Source organism: Pantoea sp. PvP021 (assembly GCF_054056055.1).
In genome coordinates, this window is record NZ_JBSRXX010000001.1 from 860,359 (window position 1) to 885,123 (window position 24,765).

The following is a 24,765-nucleotide window of genomic DNA, read 5'->3' on the forward strand; positions in this document are numbered from 1 at the left end:
GGATAGCCATGCAGGCCGCACGGTTTTGAGTACAATCCTTTCAGTATGTTGTAACTATATGGCGCTTGCATCCTCGCCAGGCTTCTGCCACATTGTGGACGTTGTAACTATGGAGGCACAACATGACGCGCTACGACTTAGTGGCTGATATGCATCAATGTGTAAATGACCTGGAACTGGCGCTGGGTGAATTGCGTCAGCAGATTGAAGCGCAGCCTCTGCTGATCGCCCGCGTCTTCAGCCTGCCGCCGGTGGTTAAAGGTCGCGAACATGAAGCGATCACCCGGATTGCCGTCGAGCAGCATCTCGGGGAGAGCGCGTTAAAGATGGCGCTTGACCACTACTGCCGCCTGTTTATGCAGCATCAGTCAGAACAGCTGAGCACCAAGGCTGCCGTGCGCTTACCTGGCGCGCTCTGTATCGAATGCGACGCGCAGCAGGAAGCGGAGATCGGCGCACTGGTCGACGTCATCAATCAGCTGAAAGCACGGCTTGAGCAGCTGATTACGGTGGACTCTGGCCTGCCGAGTGAGGCGCGTTTTGAGTTTGTCCACCAGCATTTTCGCGGGCTGATTACCCTGAATGCCTATCGCACTATCACCCTGCTGAGCGCACCGGACAGTCTGCGTTTCGGCTGGGCCAACAAGCACATTATCAAGAATCTCAAGCGTGAAGAGGTGATCGCCCAGCTGGAAAAAAGCCTGAAGTCGGGACGTGCAAAAGCGCCTTGGTCACGTGAACAGTGGGCGGAAAAAGTGCAGGAGGAGCTGGCAAGCGTGCGTGCCCTGCCCGCCTCGGCACGATTGAAAATCAAGCGCCCGGTGAAAGTCCAGCCGGTTGCACGCGTCTGGCGCGCGGATGAACAAAAACAGACTCAGCTGGCCTGTCCTTCACCGATTCTGGTTATCTGTCGCGATCGCACCCAGGTTCCGGTTCTGGGTGAATTGCTTAACTACGATGCCGATAACATTAACCATCGTTATAAACCTGCTGCAGAACCGCTGAATCTTTTAATCCCCAGACTGCATCTGTGGGTCGATTGTCCGATATAAATGAAAAAGGCCAGCATTCGCTGGCCTCTGATTCACTCAAACCCTACGACTTCATGCTGCCGACCATCTCTTCCGGACGAACCCAGGCATCAAACTCCTCTTCGGTAAGATAACCCAGCTTCAGCGCCGAGCCTTTCAGCGTCAGCCCCTCTTTGTGCGCCTTCTTGGCAATTTCTGCCGCTTTGTCATAGCCAATATGGGTATTCAGCGCCGTCACCAGCATCAGCGATTCGTTAAGCAGTTGATCGATGCGCTCACGCACCGGCTCAATACCGACCGCGCAGTGATGATTAAAGCTGTCCATGCCATCCGCCAGCAGGCGAATCGATTGCAGGAAGTTATGGATTACCATCGGACGGAACACGTTAAGCTCAAAGTTACCGGATGCGCCGCCCATGTTGATCGCCACATCGTTACCCATCACCTGACAGCAGAGCATGGTCATCGCTTCGCACTGGGTCGGGTTAACTTTACCCGGCATGATGGAGCTGCCTGGTTCATTTTCCGGGATGGCGATTTCGCCGATGCCGCAACGCGGGCCGGAAGAGAGCCAGCGCACGTCGTTCGCGATTTTCATCAGCGAGGCGGCCAGCCCTTTCAGCGCGCCATGCGCATGCACCAGCGCATCACAGGTTGCCAGCGCCTCAAACTTGTTTGGCGCAGTGACAAACGGCTGCTGCGTGAGATCGGCCAGCGCCTTCGCCACGCGCACCGCATATTCCGGATGGGTGTTCAGGCCCGTACCTACTGCCGTGCCGCCCAGCGCCAGTTCCGCCACGTGCGGAATGCTCTGCTCAATATGCTTCAGGTTATGCTCCAGCATCGCCACCCAGCCGGAAATCTCCTGGCCCAGGGTCAGCGGCGTGGCATCCTGCAGGTGAGTACGGCCAATCTTGACGATATCTTTGAAGGCGTCGGACTTCTGGCTTAAGGTCTTCTTCAGTACCTGAATCTGAGGGATCAGCTGTTCGCGCAAGGCGATAACGGCGGCAACGTGCATCGCCGTCGGGAAGACATCGTTGGAACTCTGGCTCTTGTTCACATCGTCGTTGGGATGAACCAGCCGCGCCATTCCGCGCTCGCCGCCAAGGATTTCACTGGCGCGGTTCGCCAGCACTTCATTCATGTTCATATTGGTCTGGGTGCCGGAACCGGTCTGCCAGATCGCCAGCGGGAATTCATCCGCATGCTTGTCAGCCAGCACCTCATCGGCCGCGCTGACAATCGCCTCGGCGCGGTCAGCGGGCAGCAGTCCCAGATCGCGGTTAACGCTGGCCGCGGCGCGCTTGGTCAATGCCAGTGCATGCACCAGCGCGGTCGGCATTTTTTCGGTTGAGATGCGGAAGTGTTCCAGTGAGCGCTGTGTCTGCGCGCCCCACAGTTTGTCTGCCGGTACGTCGATGGGGCCCATTGAATCTTTCTCAATGCGATTGGCTGCCATGAATACGTCTCCTTCATCTGGTTTTTAAAAGAATGACCGCCCGGTACGTCATTACGATCGACTGCCGGGCGGTCAGGATAGTAATACACAATAATTTAACATTATCAGAGCTTAGCGTCCTTTTGCGCTGGAGATGTATTTTTACCGGCAGTTTCTGCTTTAATACTGGCAATAATTTCCCGTGATAAAGGGTTATACAATGCAAAAAATGAACAATACGCTGCAAAACTACGCATGGGGCAGCAAAACTGCGTTGACTGAGCTTTACGGAATCGCTAATCCACAGGGGCTGCCGATGGCGGAACTCTGGATGGGCGCACATCCGAAAAGCCCCTCCACCGTGATTGACCAGGGCAGCGAGCGTTCGCTGCGTGACGTGATTGATGCCGCGCCTGCCGCCATGCTGGGCGAAGCGGTGGCACAGCGTTTTGGTGAACTGCCCTTCCTGTTCAAAGTGTTGTCTGCCGATCAGCCGCTGTCGATTCAGGTCCATCCCAGCAAACGCGCGGCCGAAGTGGGCTTTGCCCGTGAGAATGCGGCGGGTATTCCGCTGACGGCTGCTGAGCGTAATTATAAAGATGCCAACCACAAGCCGGAGCTGGTCTACGCGCTGACGCCCTTCCAGGCGATGAATGGCTTTCGCACCCTGACGGAGATGGTCTCACTGCTGGAGCCGGTTGCGGGCGCACATCCACAGATAGCCCATTTTCTGCAGCATCCCGATCAGGATACGCTGGCCGCGCTCTTCTCTACCCTGCTGTCACTGGAGGGTGAGGCGAAATCGCTGGCGCTGGGCATCCTGAAATCCGCGGTTGATGCACAACAGGGTGAGCCGTGGCAGACCATTCGCATGATTGCGGCAGAGTATCCTGACGACAGCGGCCTGTTTTCGCCGTTGCTGCTGAACGTAATCACGCTGCAACCGGGCGAGGCGATGTTCCTCTACGCGGAGACCCCGCACGCTTATCTGAAAGGCGTGGCGCTGGAGGTGATGGCAAACTCTGATAACGTGTTGCGGGCCGGTTTAACCCCGAAATATATCGATATCGCCGAGCTGATGGCGAACCTGAAGTTTGAAGAGAAGCCTGCCAGCACCCTGCTGACTGAGCCGGAGCAACAGGGCAACGCGCTGCGCTTCCCGATTCCGGTGGAGGATTTTGCCTTTGCCATTCATACCCTGAACGCAGAGCCACAGCCGCTGGCGCAGCAGAGCGCCGCAGTGCTGTTCTGCATTGAAGGCCAGACGGTGATCGCCAAAGGCGAGCAGCAGGTAACGCTGAAACCAGGTGAATCCTGCTTCATTGCCGCCAGCGAATCCCCCGTAACGGTCGCAGGCACGGGCCGACTGGCGCGGGTATTTAACGACTTAGGGTGAAGCGGCTGACGGAGTGCCTGTTAACTGCTATTATTTCAACCTATTAGCTTTTAAACGCCTGCGGGCGTTTTTCTTCAGTCGCTGGGGTAAACCTGCGGCATAAGCGGACTCAAGGATAAGGACGAATCAGCAATGAAAAAGACCAATGTTGCCGTAGGTGTCATCATCGCACTGGGCGTAGTCTGGACTGGCGCGGCATGGTTCACTGGCAAGCAGATTGAAAGCCACAGGGATGAGCTGGTGCAGAACGCCAATGCCCAGCTGAATGCTTATGCCCCTAACAGCCGACTGAAGATCAGCTATCAGGACTATCAGCGCGGCGTGTTCAGCAGCAAAGTGAATCTGGTGATTCAGGCCAACTCGCAGACGGAAGATAATCCCCTGCTTAAACCAGGCCAGAGCATCATCCTGAACGAAACCATCGATCATGGCCCTTTCCCGTTTGCTCAGCTGAAGCATTTCAATCTGATCCCGAGCATGGCGTCGGTTCATACCGAACTGGCTAACACCGATGCGGTGAAAAAGCTGTTTGAGCTGACCGGCAACAAGTCACTGATTAATGCCGATACCCGTATCGGCTACAGCGGTGCCACCGATACGGCGCTGCGCGTTCTGCCGGTTGATTATCAGAATGCGCAAAGCGGCGAGCGTCTTGCCACCAATGGGGGCACCTTCAACGTCAGCGCGGATAACAAAGGCGACAAAGTGTCGCTGGACAGTGACGTTGATAGCCTCGCGCTGACCAGTAAAAATGAGATGGGCCAGCCGGTGCTGTTCACCATTAATGGTCTGAAGCTGAGCGGTAACACCCATCTCAGCCCGGAAGGTGTGCGCATTGGCGACCAGTCAGTGGATATTGAGAAGGTCAACGCCAGCATCAATGGTCAGGACGCCCTGACGCTGCACAAAATGAAAGGCACCTCCTCTTTCGATAACAGCGCCGGTAAGATTGGCGGCAATATCGACTACAAGGTTGAAGGCATTCAGCTGCAGAAGCAGGATTTTGGTCAGGCAGCGCTGAAGATGAAACTGTCACAGTTTGATGCGCCGGCGGTAAAAGCCTTCTCCGATCGTTACAACGCGCAGATGCAGGAACTGCTTAGCCAGCCTGGCGTCGCGGAAGATCCTATCCGCTACCAGGCGGGTGTGCATCAGATTCTGATGAGCAATCTGCCGATGCTACTGAAAGGCTCACCTGCGATCAGTATCGCCCCGCTGAGCTGGAAAAATGATAAAGGTGAAAGCACCTTTAACCTGAACGCTAATTTCAACGATCCCTCTGCGGTGACCGGCGAAGCCCAGACACTCAGCGCCATGGTTGATCGGGTACTCAAGAGCCTGGACAGCAAGCTGGTCATCAATATGCCAATGGCGACCGAAACCATGCATAAAGTGGGACTGGCTGAAGGATATCAGGCCGATGACGCACAGAAGCTGGCAGATCAGCAGGTGAAAGGACTGGCGGCGATGGGTCAGATGTTCCGCCTGACCCAGCAGCAGGATAACAATATCGTCACCAGCCTGCAGTATACCAACGGTCAGGTGAACATGAACGGCGACAAAATGACGCTGGAGCAGTTCCTCTCCCGCTATATGCTGGGTATGCCGACCAGCGAAGGGATGCCGCAGTAATTCTCTACTCTTCCTTTAAAGGCGACCTCCGGGTCGCCTTTTTTATGCCGAGCCGCGAATAACCAGCTGCGGCGGCATAATCACGTTCTGCCGGGCGGCATCCGGTTGCGCTATCCGTTGCAGGATACGCTCAGCTGCCACACGGCCAATCTCCCGGGCTGAACTGGTGACAAACGTCAGCGGCGGATCGGTCAGTTCCGCCTGCGGTTCATCGCCAAAGCCCATCAGAGCCAGTTGCTGATCGTAATAGCTGTCGACTGCACCCCGGGCGAATGTTCGCCCGGTGCGCAACAGCCCAAAATAGCATCCCAGCGCGGTAGTGGCGTTATAGGCCAGCACGGCAGTCAGCCGCGGATGGTGCTGAAACAGCTGTACCGCTGCTTCCGCCGCCTCTTTTTGCGTGTTACCGCATTCAATAATCCACTCAGGCCGGAACGGCAGCCCATATTGCAGCAGGGTGGCGCAGTAGCCGCCAAGACGTTCTGCCCGTGTCAGTGATGCGCTATGGCCGCCCAGCCAGGCAATGCGCTGATGCCCCTGACGAATCAGGTATTCTGTGGCCAGACGCGCAGCCTGAGCATTATCGGGGCGGATAGCGTCTACCTCATCCAGGCTACTGGCGCGCGCGGCACAGACTAAGGCCATATTCACCTCTCTGGCCCGTGTCACAATCTGGCTGGCCTTATCGGCACCGCCTCCCAGCACCACGCCATCCACTCCCTGAGCGACCAGTGACTCAAAGCAGCGATGCAGATGCTGTCCCTGGGCGCCGCTCTGCGTCAGGAACAGCAATTTGCCCTGCTTCTCCAGCGCTTCACTCAGACCTGCCGTCATTTCGGCATAAAATGGCTGGCTGAGATCGCGGACGATCAAGCCAATCACGCCACTCTCACCCCCGCGCAGCATGGTTGCCGAACGGTTGCGCACGAAACCGAGTTGCTCAATGGCCTCGTTCACGCGCGCCATGGTGGCCGCAGAGATCCGTCCTTTGCCGGATAACACCAGCGATACCGTGGTCACCGACACGCCCGCCGCCGCCGCAACATCATTGATGGTGATTTTACTCATCAGATTACTCAACTGAATTACAGCATTAGAAAACAAGGTAAAACGTTACACCTTATAACGTCAGAATTATATCGTCCATGACCTGAAGAGTGTGATTCAGCGCGCATAAGATCCAGGTAAAACGTTTTATCATCCCGCCACTTCACTCAGTGGTCCGTTTATCCAGGAGCGTTCATGTCACCCTCTCACCAAAAAATGTCCGTCTGGGAATTTTTCCAGAGTCTGGGCAAAACCTTTATGCTGCCGGTTGCCCTGCTTTCCTTCTGCGGCATCATGCTCGGGATTGGCAGTTCGCTGAGCAGTCGTGATGTCCTGACCCTGTTACCTGTGCTGGATCACCCCTGGCTGCAATATCTGTTTCTCTGGATGGCCAAACTGGGATCGTTCGCCTTTAGCTATCTGCCAGTGATGTTCGCCATTGCGATTCCGCTGGGTATGGCGCGCGAGAACAAGGGCGTGGCAGCGTTTGCCGGCTTTGTGGGTTATGCCGTGCTAAACCTCAGCATCAACTTCTGGCTCAATATCCACGGCATTCTGCCAACCACCGATGCCGCCGTGCTGAAAGCTAACAACGTTCAGCCGATCCTGGGGATACCGTCGATCGATACCGGCATTCTGGGCGCGGTCATTGTGGGTATTGTGGTGTTCTGGCTGCATGAGCGCTTTCATAACATCCGACTGCCCGATGCGCTGGCCTTCTTTGGCGGCACCCGGTTTGTGCCGATTATCACCACGCTGGTGATTGGTTTACTGGGACTGGTCGTCCCGCTGATCTGGCCTTTTTTCGCGCGGGGTATCACCGGATTAGGCTGGATGATAAACAGCGCGGGTGATTTTGGCCCGATGATCTTTGGAACCGGCGAACGTCTGCTGCTGCCGTTTGGCCTGCAGCATATTCTGGTCGCCATCATGCGCTTTACCGATGCAGGCGGCACACTGGATGTGTGTGGCAAGAGCGTGAGCGGTGCCTTAACCATTTTCCAGGCGCAGCTCGCCTGCCCGGAAACCCACGGTTTTGCTGAAAGCGCGACCCGCTTCCTGTCACAGGGTAAAATGCCTGCGTTCCTGGGTGGCCTGCCAGGTGCTGCCCTGGCCATCTATCACTGCGCCCGCCCGGAGAATCGCCATAAGATTAAAGGCCTGTTGATCTCCGGCGTGGTGGCCTGCGTGGTTGGCGGCACCACCGAACCTATCGAATTCCTGTTTCTGTTTGTCGCCCCGTTCCTCTATCTGATCCACGCCCTGCTGACCGGCGTTGGCTTTAGCATCATGGCGATACTGGGCGTTACTATCGGCAATACAGACGGCAATATCATCGACTTTGTAGTGTTTGGTGTGCTGCACGGGCTGTCGACCAAATGGTACTGGGTACCCGTTGTCGCAGCGATATGGTTTGTTGGTTACTACCTGATTTTCCGATTCGCCATTCTGCACTTCAATATCAAAACACCGGGCCGCGAAGTGGAAAGTGCCAGTGCGGTTGCGCAGCAGGTCAGCAATGCCGGTAAAGGCAAATCTGGCTATAACTCACCAGCTATTCTGGCGGCACTTGGCGGCGTGGAGAATATTACCTCGCTGGATAATTGTCTGACGCGCCTGCGTCTGACCCTGGCGGATATGAGTAAAGTGGATGATGCGGCGCTGAAAGCCAACGGCGCGATAGGTGTGGTCCATCTTAATCAGACCAGCCTGCAGGTGGTTATCGGTCCACAGGTGCAGTCGGTGAAAGATGAACTGTCACACCTGATGAATGTCACTGCCTGAAGTGCCGGAGCCGATAATGTTTAACTTTGACGAAGTCATCGATCGCCGCGGCAGCTGGTCTACCCAGTGGGATTTCGTGGCTGACCGCTTTGGCGTCCCCGATCTGCTGCCGTTTACCATTTCGGATATGGACTTCAGAACTGCGCCAGCGGTTCAGCAGGCGCTGGCCCAGCGCGTAGCACACGGCGTGTTGGGTTACAGTCGCTGGCAGCATGACGATTTTCTTTCCGCCTGCTGCCACTGGATGTCCAGCCGTTTCGGCTACCAGCCCGATGCTGACACGCTGGTTTATGGACCCTCGGTGATCTATATGGTGGCGCAGATGCTGCGCCGCTGGAGCAACCCGGATGATGAAGTGGTGCTCCACACCCCCGCCTACGATGCTTTTTATAAAACGGTACGCGGCAATCAGCGACAGGTGCTGGAGATGCCGCTGCAGCGGGATAACGGTAGCTGGCGATGTGATATGGCCGCGCTGGAGACGCGGCTGGCGCGCCCGCGCTGCAAGATCCTGTTGCTCTGCAGCCCGCACAATCCCACCGGTAAAGTGTGGACAGCAGCTGAGCTGCAACAGATGGCGGCGCTCTGCGATCGTCACGGCGTGCGGGTGATCAGCGATGAAATCCATATGGATATGGTAGTGGGTAATCAGCCCCATACTCCGTGGGCCAGCGTGGCGCGCAGTGACTGGGCGCTGTTTACCTCGGCGTCGAAAAGCTTCAACGTACCAGGCCTGACCGGTGCGTGGGGAATTATCCCGGATGCGGCAGACAGAGCCGCCTGGTTTCAGGCGCTGAAAAATGCTGACGGCCTTTCTTCTCCGGCCGTGCTGGCCGTCACGGCACACGTTGCCGCCTACCAACAAGGCGCACCCTGGCTGGATGCCCTGCGCAGCTATCTTTATGGTAATTTCATACTGGTTGCCAATCGGCTTAACGCTGAGTTTCCCGCACTGAACTGGCACATTCCCGAGGCGACCTATCTCGCCTGGCTCGATATCAATCCGCTGGGCATTCCTGAAGAGGCCCTGCAACAGGCGCTGATCCAGCAACGGGTCGCAATTATGCCCGGATCGACCTACGGTGATGCAGGCAAAGGGTTTTTGCGTCTTAACGTTGGCTGTCCGCGCAGCAAAGTTGATGAGGGCCTTTCACGCCTGATTGCGGCGATCCATCAGTTGCAGAAGTGATATTAACCGGCGAGGCAACCATTGCTCGCCGGTTATGCGTAATTAAGCAGCATCCGGCGCGGCTGTTGCGCAAATAGCTGGCGCTGTTGCGCAAGATATTTTTATAATGCTCTGCACTTCACCGACAACTGAGCGAGTGCGCCATGATCGATTCTAAAATTCCTCTGACTGATATTCACCGCCACCTTGATGGCAACATCCGTGCACAAACCATTCTCGATTTAGGTCGCCAGTTTAACCTCGCCCTGCCTGCTTCCACGCTGGAAACGCTGCGTCCGCATGTGCAGGTCGGCCAGAATGAGCCTGACCTGGTGAGCTTCCTGCAGAAGCTCGACTGGGGTGTGAAAGTGCTGGGTGATCTGGATGCCTGCCGCCGGATCGCGCAGGAGAATGTCGAAGATGCCGCCCGCGCGGGCATTCACTATGCTGAACTGCGTTTTTCCCCTGGTTATATGGCGATGACCCACAACCTGCCGATTGCCGGTGTGGTTGAAGCGGTAATTGAGGGCGTGCGCGCAGGCCGTCAGCAGCACGATATCGACGTGCGTCTGATCGGTATTATGAGCCGTACCTTTGGCGAAGATGCCTGCCTCAGCGAACTGGAAGGTTTGCTTGCCCATCGCGATCACATCACCGCGGTCGATCTGGCGGGTGATGAGCTGGGCTTCCCGGGCAGCGAGTTCCTGAGCCACTTTACCCAGGCGCGCGATGCCGGTTTCCGCGTGACCGTCCATGCGGGCGAAGCGGCCGGACCCGAGAGCATCTGGCAGGCGATTCGGGAGCTGGGTGCAGAACGTATCGGTCACGGCGTGAAAGCGATTGAAGATCGCGCGCTGATGGATTTCCTGGCGGAGCACCGTATTGGTATTGAATCCTGCCTGACCTCCAATATCCAGACCAGCACCGTGCCATCACTGGCGCACCATCCGCTGAAGACCTTCCTGGAGCATGGCATTCTGGCGACGATTAACACGGATGATCCTGCGGTTCAGGGCATTGAACTGGCGCATGAGTATCATCACGCCGCTCCGGCTGCCGGTCTGAGCGCGGCGCAGATCCGTCAGGCGCAGGAAAATGGTCTGACGATTGCGTTCCTGAGCGAAGCAGAGAAAGCGGCTCTTCGCGCCCGGGTGCAGTAATCCTGAAGCGTAGCGACAAAAAACGGGCCGGATATCCGGCCCGTTTCGCTTTTTTACTTATTGCGTTTTAAGCACCGACCGATTAAACGCGCTTCAGCGACATCGTCTGGCGTTTCTCGGCAGATTGCAGACCTAACTCGATCAGCTCCATCACATGAATCGCCTCTTCCGCTGTCACCGGATTGTTACCACGTCCGGCAATCGCATCGCGGATGCCCGCATAGTAAGCGGGATAGTTGCCTGGCTGGGTCAGCTGGGTCGTTTCGGTCAGGGAATCTCCGTCAACCAGCGTCAGAGTGCCATCACGCATGTCATAGCCCCAGTCTTCCTGCGGCGGGAAGTCACCTGACTTCAGGCGATCTTCCTGCGGATCAAGACCATATTTGACGTAACTGCCGCGCGTGCCGTGGACGGTATAACGGGCAGATTCTGCCGCTACCAGCATGCTGGCGTGCAGCACGACACGGCGCTGCGGATAAGTCAGCGTCGCGTGGAAGTAGTCGGTGGTCTGCGCGCCCGGACGCATCTCTGCCAGATCAACTGTGATAGCGACCGGCGGGCCAAACAGCTGCAGCGCCTGGTCCAGCAGATGCGGCCCCAGGTCATACCAGATTCCGCTGCCTGCGCCTTTCATTTCACGCCAGCGATTACGCACTTCCAGACGGAAGCGGTCAAAGTGCGATTCGAAGTAGCGCACTTCACCCAGCGTACCGGCCTCAATCAGGGATTTCAGCGTCAGGAAGTCACTGTCCCAGCGGCGGTTGTGGAACACCGACAGCAGCAGCCCCTTGGCTTTCGCCAGCGCATCCAGTTCACGTGCCTGTGACAACGTCACGGTGAAAGGCTTATCGACCACCACATGTTTACCGGCGTTCAGCGCTGCTTTTGCCAGCGGGAAGTGCGTGTCGTTGGGGGTAGGAATAACAATCAGTTGCAGCGTCGGGTCGTCCAGCAGCGCCTGAGGGTCAGCCACCACCTTAACGGCGGGCCAGTCGGCGTGGACTTTGCTGGCGTCGCTACTGGAAATGGCTGCCAGCTCGACGTCCGGCGTCCCCGCAATCAGCGGGGCGTGAAACGTTTTACTGGCAAAACCGTAGCCGATCAGACCAACACGTAATTTATCGCTCATTTGGATTCCTCTCAGAGCCTGATTGACCAGGCTCTTAGTTGATAACCTGATTGATTTAAGACTATTAACCAAATGGCGACAAGCCGGAATTCCCCGAAAAAACTAAGAGATAGCACTTCGCGCCAGCGGCCAGGCGGTCTGAGCGGCCAGGCTGTCGTGCGCATCCTGATTACGGCGGCGGAAGTCGCTGGGACTGACGCCGACCCGCTTGCGGAACACCCGCGAGAAGTAGAGCTGATCGTCATAGCCCACTTCACGTCCTACCGAGGCGATCGGTTCCTGGGTGGTCTGCAGCAGCAGTTTCGCGCGGATTACACGCTGATCTTCACGCCAGCGCAGCAGGTTCACACCCATCTGCTCGCGGAACAGGTGCGCCAGCCGCGACGGCGACAGACAGACGTGGCGCGCCACCTCTTCAATCTTAACCTCGCTGGCGAGATGGTTGGTGACGTACTGGCAGGCTTCAATCACGCGAGGATCGCGAATTAACTGATGGCTACGAGGATCTTCTTCAACGGCGCGCAGCAGCAGCCGTTCCAGCAGGTTCATCGCCAGCTCTTCTGCAAAGCGACGGCCCGAATTGTGGGTCTGTTCGATACTGGCAAACAGGCGATCAAATTCGCCACGCAGCGATTCAGGCAGCAGCAGTCGTCCCACGCCCTCCTGCTCATCCTGCCAGCGCAGCCAGTCGTGCCAGTAGGCGCGCGGACGGAAATAGACCCAGCGGTGAAACCACTGCGGGTTGTCCGGCGCGCGACCATAATAGTGAGCCGTTTTCGGCTGAAACAGCAGCATTTCGCCAGGTTCGCAGTCAAATGCCCGCTCGCCGTCAAATACCCGCCCTTTACCTTTGATAGTGAGATTCAGAATGTAACCTTTCATGCCGTGCGGGCGATCGATAAAGAAATCGAGCGGGCCATCTGCGGTGATGGGCGTCAGCCCCGCCACCAGCCAGGCATTGAATGAATAGCCCGGCAACAAGGGGTTTTGCTGCTCGGCCGGTAATTCACGGTGATACATAGCGTCCTCACTCAGTCTGTTATTGTTCGGATAGCCCGCAGAGGCTTCTGCCTCTGCGGACCAACTGCTCGCTCAATCAGGCTTTTTTCTGTTTGTAACGGTCAAAAATCACCGCAGCTAACAGTATCAGACCGCGTACCACATACTGTGAGAATGGCGAGATATTCAATAAATTCATCGCATTCTCTACCGTGCCGAGGATCAGCACCCCTGCCACCACATAGGAGATTTTACCGATGCCGCCCTTCAGCGAAACGCCACCCAGCACGCAGGCAGAAATCACCACCAGCTCATAGCCAATGGAGGTCATTGGCTGGCCGCTGGTCATACGTGACGCCAGGATAATGCCCGCCGCCGCTGAAACCAGACCGGAGAGAATGAAAATGATAATGCGGGTGCGCACCACCGGCACACCGGCCAGTCGCGCCGCCTCTTCATTGCCGCCAATTGCCAGGGTGTTACGGCCAAAGGTGGTTTTGTTGAGCAGGAAGCCGAAGATCAGCATCGTAGCCAGGGTCAGCCAGATGGGCGCAGGCACGCCAAGCCAGTTGGCAAAGCCCAGTTCAAAGAAGCGCTCATCTTCGATACCGACCGCTTTACCGTCAGAGAAGATATAGGCCAGCCCGCGGACAATCTGCATGGTCGCCAGCGTGGTGATCAGCGCATTGATCTTGAGGCGGGCAATCACAAAGCCGTTGATAAAGCCGGTGATCATACCGAGTACCAGACCGGCACCCACGCCAATCCACAGGCTTTCGGTCATGTTAATCACCACGGCGGTAACCACACCCGCACAGGCGATGACGGAAGCGACCGACAGGTCAAAATCACCGGAGGCCAGACAGAACAGCATGCCGCAGGCGACCATGCCGGACATCGACATTGCCAGCCCTAAGCCTTTCATATTGATAAACGAGCCGAAGTTCGGCACAAAGATCGCACAGACAATAAACAGCAGTGCAAATACCACCAGCATGCCGAAGTTGTCCCAGATGCGACCTAACTGCAGGCCGCCGCGTGAAGCGGGCTGCGGCGTATTTGAGGTCGTGGATGAAGCCATGATGATCTCCTGTCAGGCCACGGCGGCCGCTTGAGTGGTTTTGGGCATCGCCAGGCTCAGCGTCTGCTGTTCCGTGGCGTCGTCGTGTAGCAGTTCACCGGCAATGGCACCTTCGCGCATCACCACGATGCGATCGGCCAGGCCCATCACTTCCGGTAAATCGCTGGAGGCGAACAGCACTGCAATGCCCCGGTTCGCCAGCTGATAAATCAGGTTATAGATTTCATGCTTGGCACCGACATCGATACCGCGCGTTGGCTCATCCAGCAGGATCACTTTCATATCCTCTGACAGCCAGCGTCCCAGAATCGCCTTCTGCTGGTTGCCGCCGGAAAGGTTCATGATCAGCTGATCGGCGCTGGGCGTTTTGATGTTTAGCGAGCGGATATGGCTGTCGGCATTTTTATTTTCCCAGCCGTTTTTAATCAGGCAGCCCGCAGTAAGGTTATGACGACGGGCGCTGATGTTGATGTTGTCGCGCACCGAATGCACCGGAATAATGCCCTCGGCTTTGCGATCTTCCGGGCAGAGCATGATGCCCGCACGGATGGCATCGATCGGCTCCCGCAGCGGCAGCGGTTTGCCGTCCAGAATCACCTGACCGCCGCGCAGACGCGTGCCGCCAAACAGCCCTTTCAGCAGTTCACTGCGACCGGCACCGACCAGGCCAAACAGGCCGACGATTTCACCGGCATGGACTTTCAGCGAAATCGGCGTCCGCACGCCCTTCGCTTCGACCTTGTCCAGCTCCAGCCGCACCGCGCCTTTAGCACGCGATGAATAGCCATAGATATCCCCGAGGTTTCGTCCCACCATCGCCTGCACCAGATCGTCGTGATGGGTGTTAGCCATATCGGTAAACGTCCGCACGTAGCGGCCATCTTTAAAGACGGTGATGGCATCGCTGAGGGCGAAGATCTCCTCCATGCGGTGTGAAACGTAGAGCACCACCCGGCCCTCCTCACGGAGCTGACGGATGACGCGGAACAGGTTGTCGATTTCACGCGCCGACAGGGAGCTGGTTGGCTCATCAAAGGCGATAATACGCGCGTTACGCGCCAGCGCTTTGGCAATCTCCACCATCTGCCACTGCCCCAGCGACAGATATTTCAGCGGCATATCGGGATCGATATCCATGCCGAGATTTTTCAGTTGCAGGCCCGCCTCAAAACGCATCAGCTTACGGTTGACCAGCCCATGTTTGTGCGGGATCTGACCGAGATAGATGTTCTCTGCCACGCTCATTTCCGGCACCAGATGCAGTTCCTGGTAAATAATGGCGACGCCCGCGTCCAGCGCATCGGTGGTGTGCTGAAAGCTCATCGGCTGGCCTTTAATACGAATCTCACCGCCGCTCGGCTGATAACTGCCGCTAAGTATTTTTAACAGCGTCGATTTGCCTGCGCCGTTCTCGCCCATCAGAGCATGGACTTCACCGCCACGGCAGTCGAAAGAGATATCCTGCAACGCTTTGACGCCAGGGAAGGTTTTACTGATGCCATGAAACGACAGAAATGCTGAATCAGTGTTCATGTTTTTCCTCACTCTTTCGCGCCACCGGCCGGTTATGGCGGGCGGCGCGAAATTGGCTATTAAGGATGCCAGGCGACAAACTGCCTGGCAGGCTCAGGGTTACATCAGTCCTTTTTTCGCCAGTTCAGTTTTGAAGTTGTCACGGGTGATCAGCACCACATCGGTAACTTCGGTGAATTTCGGTGGCTCTTCACCTTTGCTGACCCAGTTGTAGAGCATCTGGCTGCTTTTGTAGCCGTGGATATCCGGGCTTGGCAGCAGCGATCCGTAGAAGCCGGTCGCCTTCTCTTTCGACAGTTCACTGATGGCATCGACGCCGTTGATGCCGATACCGATGACGTCAGCGGCTTTAAAGCCCTGACCTTCGGTCGCGCGCACGCCGCCCAGCACGGTGTTGTCGTTCATACCCACAATCAGCCAGTGTTTGACTTCAGGATGCTGAACCAGCAGAGAGTTACCGGCGTCAAATGCGCCAGGGATGTCGTTAGATTTGGTGGGGACCTGGTAGATCTGCGCTGCCGGGAAGCCAGCGGCTTTGATGGCGTCCATGGAGCCGCCGGTACGACGACGAGCGGTGTCGAGTTCGTTGGCGGTAATCGCCATCACGCCGGTGGTTTTCACATCCCAGCCGCGTTTCTGCATCTCTTTATAGAGTTCCTGACCCTGACGCTCACCAATTTTGGTCGCGGCCATCATCACCAGCGGCACGGTATCCATTGGTTTGCCTTTGGCGGTGACGAACTGGTCATCGACCGCGATGACTTTCAGACCGTAGCCACGCGCTTTTGCCATGATGGCAGAGCCGAGTTTCGGATCGGGCGTACAGATAACAAAACCTTTCGCGCCGTTAGCCGCCAGGCTGTCGATGGCATTCAGGGTTTTTTCACCATCCGGCACGGCAATTTTAATGACATCAAAGCCAAGATCTTTGCCCGCTTTGTCGGCGAATTTCCATTCAGTCTGGAACCAGGGTTCCTCTGGTTGCTTGACTAAGAATCCCAGCTTCATGGTCTCGGCGATAGCGGATTGTGACATAACCGCTGCCAGGCCGATGACCGCGAACGCTTTAGTGAATTTATGCATGATGCTCTCCGGTACCAGGTTATTTTTCGCTGCTAATAACGAATCGGTGTAAACGCTACCAGTTTGTTTTGTTTTGTGGGTACAGCCATAAATCAGTGCGTTAGGCTGGCATGTGCTGACAGACTGTCCAGACGCTGGGCTAGTTTTAGCGGTATTAGCGAAGAAAAATGTAGAGCGGTATCACATCTTAAAATCACGACAAAATGATCCATATATTCAGCAAATTTAACCGGACCTTAACTTTTGCAATGGATCACAAAATCACTGCCGATGACAGAAAAGTGCATATTGTCAGCCAGCGATGACTAACTGATTTCGCGCGCCGAACCCAGGATACAGGAGTTAACTAACTACAGGAGATTCCGATGCGTGCTGGAGCCATCACCCTTGGGCTGGACTTTGGTAGTGATTCGGTGCGTGCGCTGGCCGTGGATTGTCATAGCGGCAAAGAGCTGCAGAGTGCGGTGTTCAGCTATCCGCGCTGGCAACAGGGCTTATACAGCGATCCGCACACTAACCGTTTTCGTCACCATCCACAGGATTACATCGACGCCATGGAGCAGGCGCTGCTCGGCGTGCTGAATGCACTGAGTGAAGATCAGCGCAACGCCGTGGTCGGCATTGGTGTTGACAGCACCGGTTCGACCCCTGCCCCTATTGACCGCGACGGCAACGTGCTGGCGCTGCGTCCGGAGTTCGCCGACAACCCCAACGCGATGTTTGTGTTGTGGAAAGATCACACCGCTATAGAAGAAGCGGAAGAGATCAATCAGCTGTGCCACAGCGGCCGCTTCCAGGATTACAGCCGCTATATTGGCGGAATTTACTCCTCAGAGTGGTTCTGGGCGAAGATTCTGCACGTGTCGCGTGAAGATGCGGCCGTGCGTGACGCCGCTGTCTCCTGGGTCGAACTGTGCGACTGGGTGCCAGCCCTGTTAAGCGGCACCACTGCACCTGACAAATTGCGTCGGGGGCGCTGTGCGGCCGGTCACAAGGCGCTGTGGCACGGCGACTGGAATGGCCTGCCCGATGTCGATTTTCTCAATGCGCTGGATCCGCTGTTAACGCAGCAGCTCGACTCTCCCCTGTTTACCGATACCTGGACCGCTGATCTGCCTGTCGGCACGCTTAGCCCTGAATGGGCGCAGCGTCTTGGCCTGACGCAAACCGTGACGCTCTCGGGTGGCGCATTTGACTGTCATATGGGCGCGGTCGGTGGCGGTGCCAAACCCTATACGCTGGTGAAAGTGATCGGCACCTCAACCTGCGACATCCTGATTGCGGATACCGAAAAGGTCGGCGATCGCGACATCAAAGGCATCTGTGGTCAGGTCGATGGCAGCGTAATGCCAGGCGCTATCGGGCTGGAGGCGGGTCAGTCTGCCTTTGGTGATATCTATGCCTGGTTCAGCCGTTTACTGGGCTGGCCGCTGCAGCTGGCGGCGCAGCAGCATCCGGAGCTGAAGCCTCAGCTGGCTGAGATGCAAAAGAGTCTGATTAAAGATCTGACCGAGGCCTGGGCCGCAAACCCGCAGCTCGACCATCTGCCGGTGGTGCTGGACTGGTTTAACGGTCGCCGCACGCCAAATGCCAATCAGCGGCTGAAAGGGGTGATTACCGACCTCAATCTGGGCACCGATGCCCCCGCCCTGTTTGGTGGTCTGGTCGCCGCCACCGCATTTGGCGCACGCGCAATTATGGAGTGCTTCGAACAGCAGCAGATCCCGGTCGAGAGCATTCTGACCCTGGGCGGCATCGCGCGGAAATCCCCGGCAATTATGCAGGCCTGCTGCGATGTGATGAATCGCCCACTGGATATCGTCGCCTCTGACGAGTGCTGTGCGCTGGGTGCGGCCATTTTCGCCGCCGTCGCCGCCGGTGTGCACGCCAGCGTTCCCGACGCCCAGCAGGTGATGGCCAGCCCGATTGCCGTGACGCTGCAGCCCGATCCGGCGCGCGTCGCCCGCTATCAACAACTTTATCAACGCTATCAACAATGGTGCGTGGCGGCTGAACCGCAATACGCCGCACGCCCCGCTTCCGCTAAGAGCCTATCCCAGTAGGCGTAATTGTTGCAGGCAGTCTGGACACGGACAGCGCGGAACAATCCGTAGTACACGGAGTACGTGAGGATGACTCGCTACGCTCGCCCTTTCAGGGCCGCCCTGACGGGCGTTCAGGTTGCTAAAGCAGCCTGTGTGAGCACTGCCCAGGTTCAGACTGACAAATAAAATAGCCTATTGAGGTAGGCTCAAAGTAAAGGAGTGGTTTTATGGAACAGTCAAACAGCTACAGCGTGTGGTTTGTCATCGGCACGCAGCACCTCTACGGGGCGGAGACGTTACGCCAGGTTGAACAGAATGCACGTCAGGTGGTCGAGGGTTTAAATCAGGCCGGTTTACCGCTGCGTCTGGAGCTGAAACCGCTGGTTAAGTCACCGGATGAAGCGCTGGCTCTGTGTCGCGATGCCAATTATGACAAGGAGTGCGTCGGTATCATTACCTGGCTGCATACCTTCTCTCCGGCCAAAATGTGGATCGGTGGCCTGAGCGTGCTGAATAAGCCGCTGCTGCAATTCCATACCCAGTTCAATGCGGAGATTCCGTGGGACAGCATGGACATGGACTTTATGAACCTGAACCAGACCGCACACGGCGGCCGCGAGTTCGGTTTCATCGGCGCACGTATGGGCCTCCAGCACAGCGTGGTGACCGGTCACTGGCAGGATAGCGCCAGCCAGCAGCGCCTCGGCAACTGGATGCGTGCAGCACTGACCAAACAGGCCAGTCAGCAGCTGAAAGTCGCGCGTTTCGGCGACAACATGCGTGAAGTGGCCGTGACCGAAGGCGATAAAGTCGCCGCGCAGATTCAGTTCGGTTATTCGGTGAATGGCTGGGGCGTCGGCGATCTGGTTGAGGTGATCAATGGCGTCAGCGATGGCGACGTGAATGCGCTGGTCGACGAATATGAAAGCCTGTATCGCTTTACCGATGTTGCCGCTTCCGGCGGCGAAAAGCGTCAGAACGTGCTGGATGCCGCGCGCATCGAGCTGGGTCTGAAGCGTTTCCTGGAAGCGGAAGGCTGCCACGCTTTCACCACCAACTTCCAGACGCTGCACGGCATGACGCAGTTGCCAGGTCTGGCGGTTCAGCGTCTGATGGGTCAGGGTTATGGCTTCGCAGGTGAAGGTGACTGGAAGACCGCTGCGCTGCTGCGCATTTTCAAAGTGCTGGCAGGCGATCGCAAAGGTGGCACCTCCTTTATGGAGGATTACACCTATCACTTCTCACCCGGTAACGATCTGGTTCTCGGCTCGCATATGCTGGAGGTCTGCCCGTCGATTGCCATTGAAGAGAAGCCATTGATCGATGTGCAGTTCCTGGGCATTGGTGATAAAGCCGATCCAGCGCGCATGATTTTCTCAACGCCAGCGGGTCGCGCGATTAACGCCAGCGTAATTGATATGGGTGATCGTTTCCGTCTGCTGGTTAACGTGGTGGATGCTATCGAACAGCCGAAACCGCTGCCGAAGTTGCCGGTTGCGCGCGCACTGTGGAAAGCCCAGCCGTCACTGGCGACTGCATCCGAAGCGTGGATTCTGGGCGGCGGCTCGCACCATACGGTGTTCAGCCAGGCGCTGACGCTGGATGATATGTATCTGTACGGTGAGATGAACGACATTGAAGTGCTGGTGATTGATGAGCACACGCGTTTACCTGCGTTTAAAGACGCACTGCGCTGGAACGAAGCGTATTACCGTTTGAAACGTTAATAACTAAAGGGCGCTGTTCGATTTTTTAATTAACAGCGCTCTTAAGTAAGTTAATGAAACGGCCGACGCAGGATTATGCGGCATCGGTTTTTGATAAATACTGTGCTATTCAGTCGGGAATGACGGGCATTCCGTAATTTTGATAGTTCAGCGCATGTTTTTAAAGCCATGATCAAGCCCAACCGGGAAGGAAAGATATGCCTGAAAAGCAAAGCGTCCGCGCCAGGGATGGCGCGGCCGATCCGCATGGATGCGGGAATCCTTTGCGATCAGGCATATCTTTCCTGACCTTGCACCTAAATCCAATAGCGATTGTTTTTCCTGTCATACAAAAGAGAACCTAAGTCTTTGCTATAACTTAACCCTTTCATGAACTTGCACTTTCCCCCACCAGCCTGTATTGCTTGTAGCCTGACAAAACAAAGGTCGCCAGCGCCATGCAAATTGCCGAGCTAAACCAACATCCCGGCTTCGCCGGACAAACCGCACAACTGTTGCACACTGAATGGTCACACCTTCCTGCATGGTCTCACCCGCCTGCCATCCTTGAGCGTTTAAAACAGCGCAATCAGAAACCTTCGGCAGAATTTACTCTTATTGCCACACCGGATGGCGAAACGGTGGTCGCGACCTGTAGCGTCATTCGCTATGAACTGGATGACATTCCGGCACGAGAATTCTGGATTGGTGAGGTGGTGACGGACAAGGCATTCCGGGGTCAGGGCGTGGCAAAAGCGTTAATACAGCAGGCGATTGCGCGAGCCAGACAACAGCAGATGGGTGAACTGTGGCTCTATACACCCGATCAACAGGCGTACTATCAGCGTTCAGGATGGCAGGCGGTGGAACAGCGGCAAATAGCGGGTGAAGAGGTCACGGTAATGGTGTTGCGCCTTGCGCAGTAAAAGGCGGCTCCTGCGAGCCGCCATTGACCGGAGTACTGAAGAACTCAGGAAGGTAATCGCTTAACGGGCGCGTTCTGCTGACGATCCCAGATGACCGTCAGTAACCGCTGCAGGGCGATAAACGCAAACAGCAGAATCCCGATGGCGATCTTAGTCCACCAGGAACTCAGCGTACCGTCGAAGTTAATCCAGGTCTGAATCAGCCCCTGAATCAACACACCGAACAGCGTGCCCAAAACTGTACCGACACCACCCGACAGCAGCGTGCCGCCAATCACCACTGACGCGATCGCATCCAGCTCCACACCCAGCCCTGCCAGCGCATAACCTGCCGAGGTATAAATCGAGAACACGATCCCGGCCAGCGTCGCCAGCGTGGTGGAAAGCATATAAATCTTAATGGTGGTCGCACGGGTCGAAACGCCCATCAGTTGGGCGGATGTCATATTGCCACCGATGGCGTAAACCCGGTTACCAAAGCGCGTGCGGTGCGCCAGAATAATCCCGCCAAACACCACCACCAGCATAATCACCGCCAGCAGGCTGAGACGCCCACCGCCCGGCACTTTCCACGCCAGACTGGAAAGCATGCTGTAGAACGGATGATCGATAGGAATTGAGTTCTCCGACACCAGATAACTGCATCCGCGCAGGAAAAACATCCCCGCCAGCGTAATGATAAATGCCGGAATCTTCAGTGCATCGATCAGCCAGCCCATCATGGCGCCGAACAGCGTGCCCAGCGACAGAATCAGCGCAAAGGCCAGCAAGGGATCGATATGAAAATCACCGATCGCCCGGGCAAGAAACACGCCGGTAAAGGCGATCACTGCACCCACAGACAGATCGATACCGCCCGATAAAATCACGAAGGTCATGCCGACGGCGATAATCCCAAGGAAAGCATTATCGGTCAGAATATTGCAGATTACCCGGGTGGAGGCAAAGCCCGCAAACTGACTCAGACAAAACAGGTAACCCGCCACAAACACCAGCAAGGTGATCATCAGCGGAAGATGACGTTTAATCATGTCGGGCGTCTCCGTTTCAACATCGCAATAAACCGTGGTGACTGCAGCAACAGCACGCACATCACCACCACCGCTTTCACCACCTGATTCAGCTCAGGCGGGAAGCCGGAGAGCAAAATCCCGGTATTCATCGACTGAATAATCAGCGCGCCGATCAGCGACAACACCAGATTAAAACGGCCACCCATCAGCGACGCACCGCCAATCACCACGGCGAGAATCGCATCCAGCTCCAGCCATAATCCGGCGTTATTGGCATCTGCACCGCGAATATCCGCCGCGACGATCAGCCCCGCAACAGCGGCACAAACGCCACTTATGGCGTAGGTTGACATCACCACCAGCCAGCCTGTCACACCCGCGTTACGGGCCGCGCGCAGATTAATCCCAACAGCTTCGATAAACAGACCCAACGCGGTTTTGCGCGTCAGCAACCAGACCGCCAGCGCTACCACCAGTGTGATCCAGACCGGGACCGGCAACATCCACAGCGAGCCGTTACCAAACCAGCCAAGACTGTCACTGTCGAACGTCACAATCTGCCCCTGCGTAATCAGCTGAGCGATTCCGCGCCCGGCGACCATCAGAATCAGCGTGGCAACAAATGGCTGAATACGCAGCAGCGCCACCAGCACGCCATTCCATACGCCACAGGCTAAACCGGTTCCCAGCGTGCAGAGAATAATAAACGGCACACCGTGTCCGGCTACGGTCAATGTCGCAGCCGTCGCGCCTGCTATCGCCATCACCGCACCCACGGAAAGATCGATGCCGCCGGTGGCGATCACCAGCGTCATCCCGATCGCCAGCAGGGCAACCGGTGCCGCACGGTTAAGAATATCGATCGGACTGCCGAACAGACGCCCATCCTGCAGATGCACGGCAAAAAAGTTATTGGCCACCAGACTGTCAATCAACAGCACCAACAGCAGCGCGGCGATTTGCGGCATCCCTGGCGGGAGTTTCAGCTTACGACGTGGCGTTTTTTCAGATGTCATAGGGGACTCAAGCATGTTTTACCCCTCCGTCCGCGATAGCATTGACGATCGACGCTACCGAAAGCTGCTCCAGCGGAATTTCTGCCACCTGCTTCAGATCGCGCATAATCAACACCCGATCGGCATAACCGACCAGCTCTTCGAGTTCAGAGGAGATCACCAGCAGCGCCAGACCATCGGCGCACAGGGATTCAATTAAACGGATAATCTCGGCGTGCGCGCCCACATCAATGCCGCGCGTCGGTTCGTCGAGGATTAAAAACTGCGGTTTGGTCACCAGCCAGCGCGACAGCAGCACCTTCTGCTGGTTGCCGCCCGATAACAGCTCCACAGGCTGCTCTGCATGCGGCGTACGAATACCCAGACTCTTGATAAAACGATCGGCAATCGCCTGCTGCTCACGCTTCTTAATTGGCCGTAGCCAGCCGCGCTGCGCCTGCAACGCCAGAATAATATTTTCACGAACCGAGGCCGCGCCGATAATCCCGTCTGTCTTACGATCTTCCGGGCAAAAACCCATGCCCAGCTGCGAGGCTTTCGCCGGATTAGTAATGCGCTGCACCTTGCCTTTGATCTTCGCTGTTCCTCGGTCGGCGCGACGAATACCAAACAACACCTCGGCGGTTTCGGTGCGGCCCGAACCCAGCAGCCCCGCCAGTCCCACTACCTCGCCTGGACGAACTTCCAGGTTAAAGGGCTCGATGGTGCCTTTCCTGCCGTAATCCTCAAACGACACCACCGGCTGATTGCTGCGCAGCGTGCTGCCCTGCCGCTGCAGCGCCGTCTCCAGCAGTTCGCGACCCAGCATCAGCTTAATCAGCTCAATCTGCGGCAGCGTCGCGGTATCGCGGGTGGCGATAAACTGCCCGTTACGCAGCACGGTAATCCGGTCAGTAATGCGGTACACCTGGTCGAGAAAGTGCGTCACAAAAATCAGGCTCATCCCTTTGGCTTTTAACTGCGCCATCAGGGTAAACAGCATCTCAACCTCGCTGGCATCCAGACTGGCTGTCGGCTCATCCAGGATCAAAACCTGGGCGGAAAGATCGACCGCGCGGCAGATGGCGATAATCTGCTGCATCGCCACCGAGTAGTGGCCCAGCGGACGTGTCACATCGAGGGAAAAACCATAATTCCGCATCAGCGCATCGGCCTCCCGCACCATCCGGCGACGGTCGATCATGCCAAAGCGGCGCGGTTCGCGGCCAATATAGAGGTTATCTGCCACCGACATGTTCGGCAGCATATTTACTTCCTGATAAACGGTGCCGATGCCCATCTCCTGCGCCTGCGCCGTATTATGCGGCGTAATCGGCTCACCATTCAGGGTGATGGTCCCTGCATCACGGCTGTAAACACCGGTCAGCACTTTAATCAGGGTGGACTTGCCGGCACCGTTCTCCCCCAGCAGCGCCATGATCTCCCCTTTACGGATATCAAAGGAAACATTATTCAGCGCTTTGACGCCGGGAAAACCTTTGCTGACGCCGCTGATGGATAACAGCGGTGTTTCATTTTGCGTGGTCATTCTGCTCACTCCGCCTCACGTCATGAAAAACCGCCCCGTAGGGCGG

At 56.6% G+C, this 24,765-nt stretch carries 19 protein-coding genes; 9 read left to right on the forward strand and 10 right to left on the reverse strand.

Going from position 1 to position 24,765, the window contains the following annotated elements; all coding sequences use genetic code 11:
* Window positions 1-122: 122 nt before the first annotated feature.
* Complete coding sequence (gene tus, locus ACVKSX_RS03925) at window positions 123-1,052, forward strand: DNA replication terminus site-binding protein (protein WP_179257556.1); 930 nt, start codon at window positions 123-125, stop codon at window positions 1,050-1,052.
* 43 nt (window positions 1,053-1,095) lie between these two features.
* Here tus and fumC read toward each other — a convergent pair whose 3' ends face one another.
* Window positions 1,096-2,493 carry a class II fumarate hydratase gene (gene fumC / locus ACVKSX_RS03930; protein WP_010245332.1) on the reverse strand — a complete coding sequence of 466 codons (1,398 nt, stop codon included), beginning with the start codon at window positions 2,491-2,493 and terminating at the stop codon, window positions 1,096-1,098.
* Between the two features lie 199 nt (window positions 2,494-2,692).
* On the opposite strand from fumC, the gene manA reads away from it, so the two are divergent.
* A complete protein-coding gene (gene manA / locus ACVKSX_RS03935; protein WP_010670091.1) occupies window positions 2,693-3,868 on the forward strand; it encodes a mannose-6-phosphate isomerase in 1,176 nt (391 codons plus the stop codon).
* Between the two features lie 132 nt (window positions 3,869-4,000).
* Window positions 4,001-5,500 (forward strand): YdgA family protein, encoded by a 1,500-nt coding sequence (locus ACVKSX_RS03940; RefSeq protein WP_307379984.1) that lies wholly within the window; start codon window positions 4,001-4,003, stop codon window positions 5,498-5,500.
* Window positions 5,501-5,542: 42 nt separating this feature from the next.
* Here ACVKSX_RS03940 and malI read toward each other — a convergent pair whose 3' ends face one another.
* Entirely contained in the window at window positions 5,543-6,568 is a 1,026-nt protein-coding gene (gene malI, locus ACVKSX_RS03945; protein ID WP_089414210.1) for a Mal regulon transcriptional regulator MalI, read from the reverse strand.
* Window positions 6,569-6,742: 174 nt separating this feature from the next.
* Between malI and malX the strand changes: the two genes are divergently transcribed.
* The 3 genes from malX (at window position 6,743) to add (ending at window position 10,660) form a co-directional block, all read left to right on the forward strand.
* Window positions 6,743-8,332, forward strand: coding sequence for a maltose/glucose-specific PTS transporter subunit IIBC (gene malX / locus ACVKSX_RS03950; RefSeq protein WP_010245347.1), 1,590 nt, complete (start codon window positions 6,743-6,745; stop codon window positions 8,330-8,332).
* 16 nt (window positions 8,333-8,348) lie between these two features.
* Window positions 8,349-9,521: a MalY/PatB family protein gene (locus ACVKSX_RS03955; protein ID WP_354438395.1), complete on the forward strand. Its 1,173-nt coding sequence runs from the start codon at window positions 8,349-8,351 to the stop codon at window positions 9,519-9,521.
* Window positions 9,522-9,664: 143 nt separating this feature from the next.
* Window positions 9,665-10,660 (forward strand): adenosine deaminase, encoded by a 996-nt coding sequence (add, locus tag ACVKSX_RS03960; RefSeq protein ID WP_346439148.1) that lies wholly within the window; start codon window positions 9,665-9,667, stop codon window positions 10,658-10,660.
* 82 nt (window positions 10,661-10,742) lie between these two features.
* On the opposite strand, the gene ACVKSX_RS03965 is transcribed toward add, so the two are convergent.
* The 5 genes from ACVKSX_RS03965 to ACVKSX_RS03985 all read right to left on the reverse strand — a co-directional run bounded on the left by ACVKSX_RS03965 (window position 10,743) and on the right by ACVKSX_RS03985 (window position 16,485).
* A complete protein-coding gene (locus ACVKSX_RS03965; RefSeq protein WP_010670085.1) occupies window positions 10,743-11,789 on the reverse strand; it encodes an oxidoreductase in 1,047 nt (348 codons plus the stop codon).
* 102 nt (window positions 11,790-11,891) lie between these two features.
* The gene (gene araC, locus ACVKSX_RS03970) at window positions 11,892-12,809 is read right to left on the reverse strand and encodes an arabinose operon transcriptional regulator AraC (protein ID WP_163798414.1); all 918 of its coding nucleotides are present in this window, start codon (window positions 12,807-12,809) and stop codon (window positions 11,892-11,894) included.
* A 76-nt stretch (window positions 12,810-12,885) separates the two neighbouring features.
* On the reverse strand, window positions 12,886-13,869 hold the full coding sequence (gene araH / locus ACVKSX_RS03975; protein WP_010245363.1) for an L-arabinose ABC transporter permease AraH: 984 nt from the start codon (window positions 13,867-13,869) through the stop codon (window positions 12,886-12,888).
* Window positions 13,870-13,881: 12 nt separating this feature from the next.
* Complete coding sequence (gene araG / locus ACVKSX_RS03980) at window positions 13,882-15,402, reverse strand: L-arabinose ABC transporter ATP-binding protein AraG (RefSeq protein ID WP_354438397.1); 1,521 nt, start codon at window positions 15,400-15,402, stop codon at window positions 13,882-13,884.
* A 99-nt stretch (window positions 15,403-15,501) separates the two neighbouring features.
* Window positions 15,502-16,485: an arabinose ABC transporter substrate-binding protein gene (locus tag ACVKSX_RS03985; protein ID WP_010670084.1), complete on the reverse strand. Its 984-nt coding sequence runs from the start codon at window positions 16,483-16,485 to the stop codon at window positions 15,502-15,504.
* A gap of 365 nt (window positions 16,486-16,850) precedes the next feature.
* Between ACVKSX_RS03985 and ACVKSX_RS03990 the strand changes: the two genes are divergently transcribed.
* The 3 genes from ACVKSX_RS03990 to ACVKSX_RS04000 all read left to right on the forward strand — a co-directional run bounded on the left by ACVKSX_RS03990 (window position 16,851) and on the right by ACVKSX_RS04000 (window position 21,162).
* Window positions 16,851-18,548 carry a ribulokinase gene (locus ACVKSX_RS03990; protein WP_022625708.1) on the forward strand — a complete coding sequence of 566 codons (1,698 nt, stop codon included), beginning with the start codon at window positions 16,851-16,853 and terminating at the stop codon, window positions 18,546-18,548.
* A gap of 209 nt (window positions 18,549-18,757) precedes the next feature.
* On the forward strand, window positions 18,758-20,257 hold the full coding sequence (gene araA, locus ACVKSX_RS03995; RefSeq protein ID WP_354438399.1) for an L-arabinose isomerase: 1,500 nt from the start codon (window positions 18,758-18,760) through the stop codon (window positions 20,255-20,257).
* A gap of 437 nt (window positions 20,258-20,694) precedes the next feature.
* Window positions 20,695-21,162: a GNAT family N-acetyltransferase gene (locus ACVKSX_RS04000; RefSeq protein WP_191917067.1), complete on the forward strand. Its 468-nt coding sequence runs from the start codon at window positions 20,695-20,697 to the stop codon at window positions 21,160-21,162.
* A gap of 44 nt (window positions 21,163-21,206) precedes the next feature.
* On the opposite strand, the gene yjfF is transcribed toward ACVKSX_RS04000, so the two are convergent.
* Genes yjfF through ACVKSX_RS04015 form a run of 3 tightly spaced genes read right to left on the reverse strand, consistent with a single transcriptional unit; the run spans window position 21,207 to window position 24,719 of the window.
* Window positions 21,207-22,193 carry a galactofuranose ABC transporter, permease protein YjfF gene (yjfF, locus tag ACVKSX_RS04005; RefSeq protein WP_354438401.1) on the reverse strand — a complete coding sequence of 329 codons (987 nt, stop codon included), beginning with the start codon at window positions 22,191-22,193 and terminating at the stop codon, window positions 21,207-21,209.
* On the reverse strand, window positions 22,190-23,206 hold the full coding sequence (ytfT, locus tag ACVKSX_RS04010; protein ID WP_010245375.1) for a galactofuranose ABC transporter, ATP-binding protein YtfT: 1,017 nt from the start codon (window positions 23,204-23,206) through the stop codon (window positions 22,190-22,192). Before ytfT ends, yjfF begins: the two co-directional genes overlap by 4 nt.
* On the reverse strand, window positions 23,199-24,719 hold the full coding sequence (locus tag ACVKSX_RS04015) for a sugar ABC transporter ATP-binding protein (RefSeq protein WP_010245377.1): 1,521 nt from the start codon (window positions 24,717-24,719) through the stop codon (window positions 23,199-23,201). The genes ytfT and ACVKSX_RS04015 overlap by 8 nt, the downstream gene beginning before the upstream one ends.
* Window positions 24,720-24,765 lie beyond the last annotated feature (46 nt).